The organism is Streptomyces sp. NPDC000345, from assembly GCF_042898825.1.
GTDB lineage: Bacteria > Actinomycetota > Actinomycetes > Streptomycetales > Streptomycetaceae > Streptomyces.
In genome coordinates this window covers 301,954-313,269 of record NZ_JBIAZE010000007.1, presented here as the reverse complement: position 1 = coordinate 313,269, position 11,316 = coordinate 301,954, and the positions used below count along the sequence as shown (strand labels likewise).

General features: G+C 72.5%; 7 protein-coding genes. 2 read left to right on the top strand and 5 right to left on the bottom strand.

What is annotated here, in order from left to right; translation table 11 throughout:
- Positions 1-14 precede the first annotated feature (14 nt).
- From ACFY30_RS19395 to ACFY30_RS19385, 3 genes are all read right to left on the bottom strand, one after another.
- Positions 15-1,367, bottom strand: coding sequence for an ABC transporter substrate-binding protein (locus tag ACFY30_RS19395; protein WP_390846381.1), 1,353 nt, complete (start codon positions 1,365-1,367; stop codon positions 15-17).
- A gap of 101 nt (positions 1,368-1,468) precedes the next feature.
- Positions 1,469-2,230 (bottom strand): DeoR/GlpR family DNA-binding transcription regulator, encoded by a 762-nt coding sequence (locus tag ACFY30_RS19390; protein WP_390846380.1) that lies wholly within the window; start codon positions 2,228-2,230, stop codon positions 1,469-1,471.
- 533 nt (positions 2,231-2,763) lie between these two features.
- Complete coding sequence (locus ACFY30_RS19385) at positions 2,764-4,488, bottom strand: PQQ-binding-like beta-propeller repeat protein (protein ID WP_390846379.1); 1,725 nt, start codon at positions 4,486-4,488, stop codon at positions 2,764-2,766.
- Between the two features lie 389 nt (positions 4,489-4,877).
- On the opposite strand from ACFY30_RS19385, the gene ACFY30_RS19380 reads away from it, so the two are divergent.
- On the top strand, positions 4,878-6,179 hold the full coding sequence (locus ACFY30_RS19380; RefSeq protein ID WP_390846378.1) for a hypothetical protein: 1,302 nt from the start codon (positions 4,878-4,880) through the stop codon (positions 6,177-6,179).
- 74 nt (positions 6,180-6,253) lie between these two features.
- Here the strand turns inward: ACFY30_RS19380 and ACFY30_RS19375 are convergent, their stop codons facing one another.
- Positions 6,254-8,941 (bottom strand): family 78 glycoside hydrolase catalytic domain, encoded by a 2,688-nt coding sequence (locus ACFY30_RS19375; protein ID WP_390846377.1) that lies wholly within the window; start codon positions 8,939-8,941, stop codon positions 6,254-6,256.
- Between the two features lie 29 nt (positions 8,942-8,970).
- On the bottom strand, positions 8,971-10,515 hold the full coding sequence (locus ACFY30_RS19370) for an MFS transporter (RefSeq protein WP_390846376.1): 1,545 nt from the start codon (positions 10,513-10,515) through the stop codon (positions 8,971-8,973).
- Positions 10,516-10,682: 167 nt separating this feature from the next.
- Here ACFY30_RS19370 and ACFY30_RS19365 point away from each other — a divergent pair, with 167 nt between their 5' ends.
- Positions 10,683-11,315, top strand: coding sequence for a TetR/AcrR family transcriptional regulator (locus ACFY30_RS19365; RefSeq protein ID WP_390846375.1), 633 nt, complete (start codon positions 10,683-10,685; stop codon positions 11,313-11,315).
- Position 11,316 lies beyond the last annotated feature (1 nt).

Here is an 11,316-nt window from a genome sequence, read left to right as displayed (position 1 = left end):
CCGGGCGGTGGCGGTCACTGGTAGTTCTTGGCGACGTCCTCGGCGAGCTTCTGGCCGTCCTCGAGCGCCTTGTCCACGCTGGTCCTGCCGGCGATGGCGGCGGAGATCTCCTGGGTGACCTTCGTTCCCAGGTCCTGGAACTCCGGGACGGCCACGTACTGGATGCCCACGGTCGGCCTGGGCTGGACGCCCGGGTCGGCCGGGTCGGCCGACTCGATGGACTTCAGGGTGATGTCACCGAACGACGCTGCGGCCTTCTGGTACTCGGGGAGGGCGTACGTGCTGGCCCGCTTGCCGGCCGGGACACGGGACCAGCCGAGCTTCTCGCCGACCAGCTTCTCGTACTCCTTGCTGGACGCCCACAGCATGAACTTCGAGGCGGCGTCGGCGTTCTTGGTGGTCTTGGGCATGGCCCACGCCCAGGACCACAGCCAGCCGCTGCTCCTGGTCCTGACGGTCGGCGCGTAGGCGTACCCGACATGCCCGGCGATCTTGCTGGAGCTGGAGTCCTCCAGGGACCCGGCCGCGCTGGTCGCGTCGTACCACATCGCGACCTTCTTCTGGCTCATGGCGTTGAGGCACTCGGTGAACCCGGCCTGCGCGGCTCCCGCCTCACCGTGCTTCCTGACCAGGTCGACGTAGAAGTTCGTCGCCTTCTTGAACGCCGGGCTGTCGACCTGGGCCTCCCAGTCCTTGGTGAACCAGGTGCCGCCGAAGGTGTTGACCACGGTGGTCAGCGACGCGCCGAGCTCGCCCCAGCCGGCCAGACCGCGCAGACAGATGCCCTTCATGCCGGGCTCCGCGCCGTCCACCTCGGCCGCGATGTCGGCGATCTGCTGCCAGGTCGGGTGCTCGGGCACCGTGATGCCCTTGGCCCGCATGACGTCCTTGTTGTACATGAGCATCGAGGACTCGCCGTAGAACGGCAGCGCGTACAGCTTGCCGTCGGAGCCGGACAGGGACGTCACCACCGGCTTGAGCAGGTCGGCCTTGTCGAAGCTCGCGTCCTTGTCGGCGTAGGAGCCGAGCTCGTGCAGCCAGCCGTTCTTCTCCCAGATGGGCACCTCGTAGGCGCCGATGGTGGCGACGTCGTACTGGCCGGCCTGGGTGGCGATGTCCTGGGTGACCTTGTCCCGCAGCTCGTTCTCGGGAAGGACGGTGAAGTGCACCTTGATGCCGGTGTCCTTCGTGAAGGTGTCCTCGGTGAGCTTGGCGATGTCCTCCATCTGCGGATTGCCGACCATCAGGACGTTGATGGCGTCCCCGCCGCCGGAGCCCGACGAGCCGCCCGCTCCGCTGCAGGCGACCAGCAGGGAACCCGCGGCCGTGGCCGTGACGAGGGCGTGGGTCATTCTTCGTGTGCGCATGACTTGACTCCAGGGGATGTTTCGAGGGTGTGCGGAACCAGGCCCCCGGGCGTGCGAGGGTGGTGTGAGCGAGGGGTGGGGAGCCGATGTTGCGTGCGGCTTCAGGCCCGTACGACCTCGGGACCCAGCAGTGAGTACCGGTGGACCTCGGAGGCGGGCAGACCGGAGTCGGTGACGATCGCCTCGAACTCGGTGACCTCCGCGAAGCGGCAGAAGCTCACGGCACCGAACTTCGTATGGACCCCGGAGAACACCCGGCGTCTGGCGACCCTCATGACCTCGGCCTTCAGTGCGCTGACCGCGGGGTCGGGGGTGGTGAGTCCGTACTCGCGGGAGATGCCGTTGGCACCGACGTACGCCAGGTCGATGACGAAGCCGGACGCCATGTGGGTCGCCCAGTGGTCGACCGTGGCCAGCGTCCCGCCCCGCACCCGGCCGCCGAGGAGCAGCACGGTCATGTTCTCGGCGCAGGCCAGGTCGGCCGCGGTGGCCAGTGAGGAGGTGACCACGGTCAGTGGCCGGTCGCGGGGGAGAGCGGCGGCGATGAGCTGCGGTGTGTAACCCTCGTCGATGTAGACCGTCTCGGCGTCCCCGAGCAGCGCGGCCGCGGCGGTCGCGATCCGGGACTTCTCGGGGACGTGCATGGTGGTGCGGAAGGCGAGCGTCGTCTCGAAGCCCGCGCTCTCCACGGGATGCGCTCCGCCATGGGTGCGCCGGACCAGCCCGTGCCCCTCCAGCACGTTCAGATCCCGCCGCACGGTCTCCTTGGAGACCCCGAGGTCGGCGGCGAGCTTCCCGACGTCCACGGATCCGGTACGGCGTGCCGTTTCCAGAATCCCGCGTCTTCGCTCCTCGGTGTCCACGGCGACACCTCCGTTCCACGGCTCCGCGCGGTGTGCCCGCGCCAGTAGATTTCCGGAGCCCTGCCCGTTGGGGCGTCCGGTGGCTAATTTCTACAAGCGGACCGCCCCGCTGACCAGGCTCGTCGTAGCGCAGTTCATGACCGAATGTGCCCGTTTTCCGGAGCGGTGAGCCGCTGGATGAAGCGGTGGAGGGCGGTGGGGCGCGTGGGACCGCTGCCCGTTTGCGGACCCCGGCGTGCCCGTTCGGTGCCCGAATGCCCGTCCGCCCGGACAGGTACGCCGGGCGCGACACGGCAGAGCGCACGCTCATCAGCGCCAAGGTTCCCTGGCGGATGATCAGAGTAAGTGTGTGAAGTCCGGGTAGTCGCGTGAGGTCGGTGGGAAGGGTGTGGCATGCCTGGGGAGGTCGATGCCCCCCTTCCCGCCCATCCCCGCCGGCGTCCCGCGGTGGCGGTGTGTCTCCCTCCCGCGCCGGTCAACCGCGGATCGACGCACCTCGGCTGCCGGCCCGGGGACGCGTCACCGGCGGGGGGTCAGCGGGGCAGCGCGGACCGGCGGGTGCGCTCGAGGAGACGGGGGTCGGCAGCCCAGGGGCTGGTGGCCAGGGCGTGGCCGGGGCCACCACCGGCCGGCGCGTCGCCGGAGCGCACGGGCCCGCCGGTGAGCGCGGCGCCGGAGGGCCGGCCGAAGGCGAGGACGTGGCCGTCGCGGGTGCCGACGTAGACGCGGCCGCCGTCGGTGGCGGGGACCGAGAAGGAGGAGGCCGTGCCGATCGGGGCCGACCACAGCTTCTTCAGAGTGCCGTCCACCGGTGTGGCCTCGTACGCGCGCAGCTGGCCGTTCGCGCCGCTCGAACCGTCCGCGTACACCGCCCAGACGACGGCCGAGCCGGGGGTGGTGCCCGTGGACGTGATCACCGGGGAGCCGGAGGCGAAGCCGAAGGTCTCGGTGGAGCGGCCGGCGTCGCTCAGCGCGGGCAGGCCGGCGCCGGTCACGCCGTACTTGAAGGCGCGCAGCGGGCCGCGCCCGCCGATCGTGTAGACGTAGCCGCCCTCTCCGCCGTACACGCCCGGGTGGCCCCAGACGCCTTCGTAGGGGCCGAAGGTGCCGAGGACCTTGTCGGTGCCGCTCGCCCCCTGGCTGCGCCCGCCGAGGTCGTCGCGGTCGAGGAGGAACAGCCGGCCGTCCTTGCCGATCTGTACCAGGAGGTGGGGGTGCCGGGCCGTGCCGAAGACGTCGTCCGGGAGGGCGGCCGGGCCACCGGAGCCGAGGTCGGCGTCGAGCAGGTCGAGGAGGGGGGCGTTGGAGGGGCTGAAGAAGTCCCGGGCGGAGAGCGTGCCGTCGCTGTCGACGCCGAGGCGTACGACGGAATCACCGAGCTGGCCCGGCGGCTTCGCACCCGGGCCGGCCGCCGGGGAGGTGCCGTTGCCCGTGGAGAGCAGGATGCGGCCGGGGCCGTCGGAGACCAGGCCGCCACCGCTCATCCAGACGCCCCCCTTGCCATGGGAGGAGGAGGCCTCGGTGGACCACAGGGTGGTCCTGCGGGTGGCGGTGTCGACCCCCAGGACATGGCCGACGTAGGGCGCGTGGCCGCAGTGGGAGCCGAAGCCCGCGTACACGGAGCCGCCCATCAGCAGCAGGCCGGGACGCTGCATCGCGGTGTAGGCGTTGAAGGGGTGGGCCGGGTCGTTGACCGGGGCGCCGGCCACCTTGACGGGCCAGCCGGTGAGCTCGGCGCCGGTGGTGGCGTTCAGGGCGTGGACGTACCAGTTGGGGTGCTGGACATCGGCGCCGTCATCGGCCTTGGAGGTGAGGTAGACAGTGCCGGTGGCGGGGTCGTGGACGGGCGTCGCGGTGACGCCGACGTCGGGCGTCAGGTCGGCACAGCCGATGGCCGAGGCGGGCCAGGCGGCGCCCAGGCTCTTCGTCCAGATGACCGCGCCGGTGGCCGAGTCCAGGCCGTACACCTTGTTGTTCTCGGTGGCGACGACGACCGTCTTCCCGACGACCAGCGGCTGGGCGTAGACCTGTCCGTCGACCGCGGTGGAGAACCGCTGCCCGAAGTCGGAGCTGGAGACCTGGCCGGGCGCGAGGCCGGGCTCGTCGGGGTCCCATCCGGTGCGGTAGGTATCCGTGGAGACCGTGGTGACGTCGGCGGTGCGGGCTTTCTCAGAGGCGGCCGAGCAGGGCGCGACGAGACTGCCCGTCGCCAGACAGACCGTCACCACCGATGCCAGGAAACCGAATCTGTTGTGCATCCGCCGCTCCGCCCGGGTCGTCCGTGGGCGGGCCCGTCCCGCCGACCGTCATGATCGGCGGGACGGTGGGCGCTACCGGTGATCCCGTGCGGGCGGGCCCACGGGGTCCACCCGGACGGGGGTATTCCCGGCGGTCGCCTCCCGGCCGGCCTCGGTGCGTCCGAGGCGCGCGGACCGGACCCTGCCCCTGTGGAATGTGTCGGACCCCGCCGAGCCGACAGCGCTGGGCCGTCCCGGTACCGGCCACACGCGATCCGGTTCTGGGCGCTCACCAGCCGGTGACCTGAGGCGCGCTCACCATGACGTGCCCTCAATGTCCGTGCGTGCGCCTAGAGTTGGCCGTCGATCGCATCGCGCGGTCGTGTTGCTGGGGAAGGGAGCTCACGCACGTGGGCATACGAAGACTCGCGGCGGGAACGGCGCTTGCCGCGATCACCGCGTCACTGACGTTACTGACCGGTGCGGGCCCGGCCCGGGCCGCGGACGGCATCGTTCTGCCGGTGAGGTCGCACTGGCAGACCCTCGCCGACAGCCATCACGTGTTCGTCAGCGCGCCCGGCGACGACGCCGTGGTGGCCACCGACCACGACGGCCGGGTGCTCAAGACCATCGAAGGGCTCGCGGGGGCCCGTGGCATGACCCTGTCCGGGGACGAGTCCACCCTGTACGTGGCGTTGCCGGAAGCCGACGCCATCGCCGCCGTCGACACCACCACCCTGACGGAGACGCGCCGGTTCGCCACCGGCGCGGACACGGAACCGGAGAACCTCGCGATCGCGGGCGGGAAACTCTGGTTCTCCTACCAGGCGACCGTCTTCGACGCAGGCATCGGTTCCGTCAGCGTGGCCGACGCCGATCCCGTGGTCGACCTCGACCAGGACCCGGTGTGGTACGGCAAGCCGCGGCTCGCCGTTTCACCCGCCTTCCCCGACCGGCTCGTCGCGGTGGAGAGCGCGAGCGCGAACGGTATGCGGGTGTACGACGTCGGTTCCGGAACGGCCCGGCAGACCGCCTACACCGACGCCGTCGGTGCCGTCGAGGACCTGGCCGTCACCCCGGACGGGCAGAGCGTCGTCACCGCCTGCGGATCGGCCTACTTCCACCAGCGGTGGCGGATCTCGGACCTGACCGAGACCGGCAGGTACGACACCGGTGCCTACCCCAACTCCGTCGCCATCGCCTCCGACGGAACGGTCGCCGCGGGCATCGTGGCCGGCGGGGACTGGGACGTCTACCTCTACCGGCCCGGCGCGACCACCCCGATCCGCAAGATCGCGCTGTCCTGGCCTCACATGGACCTGCTGGCACGCGGCGTGGCCTGGGCCCCGGGTGGCGGCCGTCTGTTCGCCACCCGCTTCCCGTACGCGGGCGACGTGATCCTCGACGTCGTCACCGATGTCCACAAGGCGTCCAGCGACATCGCCCTGCGGGCACCGGAGACGCCCCGGACCGGCGAACGCCTGACCGTCCGGGGAACCCTGAGCTCCCAGGTGCCCCATCCGGCCGACGCCCACGTCACGGTCACCCGGTACGGCGAGCCGATCGCCGACGTCCCCGTGGCCACCGACGGCACCTTCGCCTTCGACGACACCCCGCCCCTGCCCGGCTGGTACACGTACACCGTCAGCTACGCCGGAGACACCGACCATGTCGCGGCGACCGCCGACATCACGTTCGAAGTCGCCGGCTGAGCGCAGCGCCTCGGCGGGGCCGGACGGGAACGGCCGGCCCCGCCCCCACGACCGTCGCACGGCTGGGTGAGGTGTCAGGGGCGGCCGTCGCCGTCCGCGGGCAGCGTCGTGTCGTAGGTGTGGACGCCGGGCCCGGCCGTGACCGGTGCGCGGCCGGGCAGGCGGACCTCGGCCTCGGTGCCCGGCGGGACCTCGACGGTCACGGCGAGACGGTCGCCCCGGAGTTCCCACTCCGACCGGATGGTTCCGTGCAGGCAGTCGTGACGGGCCGCCGCGGAGGTGAGACCGCCGCCGGGGCGGGGCGCGATGACGAAACGCCGGTATCCGGCGGCCCCGGCGCCGGGCGTCCGGGGCAGACGGATTCCCGCCGTGTACTGGTGGAGGAAGGAGACGACGGCGCCCTTGCTGTAGTGGTTGTGGGACATCTTGGGCAGCCCCTGGGCGTCGACGCCGTCCCAGTCCTCCCAGATGGTCGTCGCCCCACGGTCGATCATGGCGAGCCAGGACGGTGAGGAGTCCCGCAGGAGCAGTTCGTAGGCGAGGCCGAGGTGGCCGTGGTCGGCGAGGACGGGGAGCAGCAGCCCGGTGCTCAGGAACCCGGTCGTGAGATGCGTGCCGGCGAGGCGCACGAGCCGGGCCAGGCGTTCTGCCGCCCGGGGCCGCGACTTCGCCGGGACCAGTCCGAACGCCAGGGCGCGCACCAGCGTGGCCTGGGTGTCCGGGACGGTCGTGCCCCGGTCGGTGAGGTACTCGGCCCGCCAGGCGGTGCGGGCGCCGTCGGCGAGGGCGCGGTAGCGGGCCTCGTCGTCTGGGCGGCCGAGCAGGGCCGCGGTGCGCGCCAGGAGGTCGGCTGAGCGGTGCAGATAGGCGGTGGCGACCTCGCCGCGGTCCCGCGTCGGGTCGAGGTCGGGGGTGACGCCCGGTTCGAGCCATTCGCCGAAGTGGAATCCCGTGTCCCACAGATACCTCTCGTGGGGGGCCGGCTGCGGGCGGGCGGCGGCCCGGTCGGGGTGACGGCGGGTGCGGGCGCATCGCGCCGCGTACTCGACCCAGGCGCGCATCGAGGGGTACTGGGCGCGCAGCAGGTCCAGGTCGCCGTAGGCGCGCCAGATCTCCCAGGGGACGATCACCGCGGCGTCGCCCCAGCCGGCGGACCCGTTCATGCCGCCTTCCGCGGAACGCCGGCGGGTGTCCTCGTCGGCGGGGTCCGGTACGAAGTTGGGGACGGTGCCGTCGGCCCACTGGTCGGCGGCCAGGTCCCTCAGCCACTTGGCGGTGAAGCCGGCGACGTCGAAGAGGAAGGCCGCCGTGGGGACGAACACCTGCCAGTCGCCCGTCCACGCCGCGCGTTCGCGCTGCGGACAGTCGGTGGGCACGTCGCAGACATTCCCGCGCAGACTCCACACCGCGGCCTCGTGCAGACGGTCGACGCGGGGGTCGCTGCTGGTGAACCAGCCGGTGCGGGGCAGGTCGGTGTGGACGACGACGCCCGTGACGTCGTCGGGGGTCAGCGGACCTGGATGACCCTCGACCCGGACGTAGCGGAAGCCGTGCGTGGTGTGCCGGGGTTCGAAGGTCTCGCCGGGGCGGCCCGCGGAGACGACCGTGTCGACCTGGCCCGCGGGGAGGGGACGGCGCGTGGCCCAGTCGAAGGCGCGGATGTTGTCGGTGGTGACGTCGCCGCGCGCGTCGAGGGCCTCCCCGTGGACGAGCGTGAGTTCGGTGCCCGCCGGGCCCAGGTCGCCCAGGCGTATCCACCCGTTGATGTTCTGTCCCAGGTCCACGACGTGGTGGCCGGGCGCGAGCCGGGTCACCGTGGCCGGGCGGAGCTCCTGGACCCGGCGCACGGGGGGTGCCGGCGTCGTGGTGAGGCGGGCGAAGTCGTCGTAGAGGCCGCCGTCGACCGCGCGGGCCTTGTCCCAGTGACGGTCGTCGAAGGAGGGTGCGGACCACCGCTCCTCGTGGGCCCGCAGATCGGTGCGCTGACCGTCCATCAGGTCGGCCGCGGCGATCGGGCCCGGCGAGCTCCGCCAGTCGGGCCCCGTGCCCAGGACGGTCGTGGTGCCGTCGGGGTGGTCGACGGTGAGCTGGGCGAGCAGCGCGGTCCGGGTGCCGAAGCCGTCGGCCTCGCGGACGAAGCCGTGCCGGCCGCGGAACCATCCGTCGGACAGGACGGCGCCCAGCGTGTTGTCGCCTGCGGTGAGCAGTGCGGTCAGGTCGTAGGTCTGCGTCTGCAGGTGGGAGCGGTACGCGGTGAAGCCGGGGGTGAGCTCCAGGTCGCCGACGCGCTCGCCGTTGCAGAACACCTCGTACAGGCCGTGTGCGGTGATGTGGAGGCGGGCCCGGCTGACCGGCCGGCCGAGGGTGAAGGCGTGGCGCAGCAGATGGGCGGGGCGGTGTCCGGGCGCCGCCGGGGCCGTCTCGGCGGGCTCGATCCAGCGCGCCTGCCAGTCGGAGGGGTGCAGGAGTCCGGTCTCCCACCAGGAGGGTTCGGACCAGTCGCTCTCGCCCACGTCGGTCCACACCTTCACCCGCCAGTGGATGCGCGTCGACGAGGCCGGCGCGGGCCCCTCGTAGCGGATGAAGGTGTTGGCGGACGAACTCCGCCGCCCCGAGTCCCAGGTGTCGGCCTCGACGCGGTAGGCGAGCTGGCGCGTGGCGCCGGCGGGCAGACGCCACGACAGGCGTGGCGCGCGCACGTCGGTGCCGAGCGGACGGTCCAGGTGTTCCACCCGCAGACGGGTGGGGCGGGCGGAGGGCATGAAGGGGGTCCTTCCTACGGCGGGGACGCTCAGGCGTCGGATGCGGCTCGGGTGTCCTCGGCGGGGTGGCCGGCGGTGCCGGAGTCCGCTTCCTGGGGGTGCCGCAGCGCGGGGATGGCGAGGGAGACCAGCAGGCCCAGCGCGACGACCGCGCCCATGGCGAGGTAGGCGTGGGTGAAGGCCTGGTCCCGGTAGAAGGCGGTGCCGTCCAGCACCGTCGACTCGCCGGCCAGGACCGTGTACAGGAACTGGCTGGTCAGGGTGAGGCAGACCTGGGTCAGCAGGGACGACATGCCGTTCGCGGCGGCCTGTTCCTCGGGGGAGACCACGGACACGATCATGGTCTGCTGGCCGGCCATCAGGATGCCGCCGCCGAGCCCCATGACCACGCCGGTCCAGACGATCTGCGCGGTGTCGCGGTGGTAGAGGGCTGCCAGGACCATGCCGGTGGCGAGCAGGACGAGTCCGGCGTACCAGACCGCGCGCGGGCTGACCCTGCGGACCATCGCGCCGACGGCGACACCGGCGGCGAAGGTGACGAGTCCGGCGGGGATGCCGACGACCGCGACCCGGGTGGTGGTCCAGCCCAGCCCGTCGGAGACGTGCGGGATCGCGGGGAACAGGGCGAGGAAGATCAGGATCGTCTGGGAGGCGAAGAAGGCGGCCTGCGGGATCGACGATCCGACGAGCACGGTGGCCACCGGACGGCGCCCGAGCATGCGCAGGTCCAGGATCGGCCGGTCCACCTTCAGCTCGCGGACGGTGAAGGCGACGAGGGTGGCGGCCCCGGCGGCGAACGCGAGGGAGACGCCCGGGGAGGTCCATCCCCATGCCCGGCCCTGACCGGCGGTGAACACCACGAGGGCCAGGCCCCCGCCGAGCAGCACCGCTCCCGGCCAGTCGAGCCTGCCCGGCGCCGCCCGGCGCGGGGTCTCGGGCACGCACAGCAGCGTCAGCAGGGCCACCACGGTCGAGGCGACGAGGAACCACAGCGCGCCGCGCCAGCCGAACTCGTCCAGGAGCCATCCGGACAGCAGCGGTGTGACGAGGCTGAGGACGCCGACCGATCCGGCCACGGTGCCCAGGGCGACGGCCACCCTGCGCGGGGGGAAGAGGTCGCGGACCGCGGCCAGCACGAGCACGGCGACCGGGCCGTAGAGGCCGCCCACGACACGGCCGGCGACCATCACCGGATAGTTCGGGGCGAAGACGGTGATCACGTCCCCCACCAGGCCGGCGGCGGCGAGGACCAGCATGACGCGGCGCTTGCCGTGCACGTCCCCCAGGCGGACGGCGAAGGGCGTGGCCAGGATCGTCGCGAGGGTGAACGCCAGGCCGAACCAGGCGATCTGCGTGGTGTGGAAGTGCTGGGCGATCTGGGGCTGGGCGTTGGCCGCGACGATGCCGGCCACCACCAGGAGCTGGCCGGGCCAGATCAGTGCGAGCAGCAGCCGCAGCTCGCGGGCGCTCCAGCGGGGCGAGTGCGGGTCGGGCCGTTCGCGGCCGGCGGCGGGGGAGTCGTCCGTCCCGACGGGGGCGAGGGGCGTCGGGGCAGAGTCGGGCGAGAGGTTCATGGTCGCTCCGAGGGAAGGCCGGCGCATCGTTACGCCGAGGTTTCCGGACGATGATGCGGACCTAAAACCGAGTGCACTAGGTTTTTACGGTGTGACACAGGTCACATTCGCTCCGGGGGGCCGCCCTCCCGGGTTCCGGGCGCGGGCCCATGGCTACGGTGAAGACCATGACCAGCAGCACCCGAGGCCCGCGCGGCAGCTACTCGGTCGGCATCGCCCGGCGCCAGAAGATCGTCGAGGCCGCCGCCCGGCGGTTCGCGCAGGAGGGCTATCACCGCACCGCCCTGAGTCGCGTCGCGGAGGACGTGGGCATCACCGAGGGCGGCCTGCTGCATCACTTCCGCAGCAAGAAGCATCTGCTCCTGGCCGTGATGGAACACCGCTTCACCACCGAGGCGGAGTGGTGGGCGCGGCTGCCGCGCGAGGCGAGCGGCCCGGACGTGCTGCGTGCCATGGTCGCCGCGACGGAGCGCCATCTCGCCGAGCCCGGCCTCATCGAACTGTTCGTCCTCACCTCGGCCGAGGCCGCCGACCCCACCAGCGCCGCCCACGCCCTCTTCGCGGAGCGCTACCAGCGCGCCGTCGACGAACTGGCCCGCCACCTCCAGCTGGGCGTGGACGGCGGAACCCTGCGGGCGGACACCGACTGCGCGGCCGTCGCCCGCGAGTGCATCGCCGTCAGCGACGGGCTGCAACTCCAGTGGGTCATCTCGCGGGGCACGCTCGACCTGGCGGGCGCCGTGCACCTGCACGCCGACCGCATCGCGCGCACCGTCACGCCCGATGGGCGGGGGTTGTAGG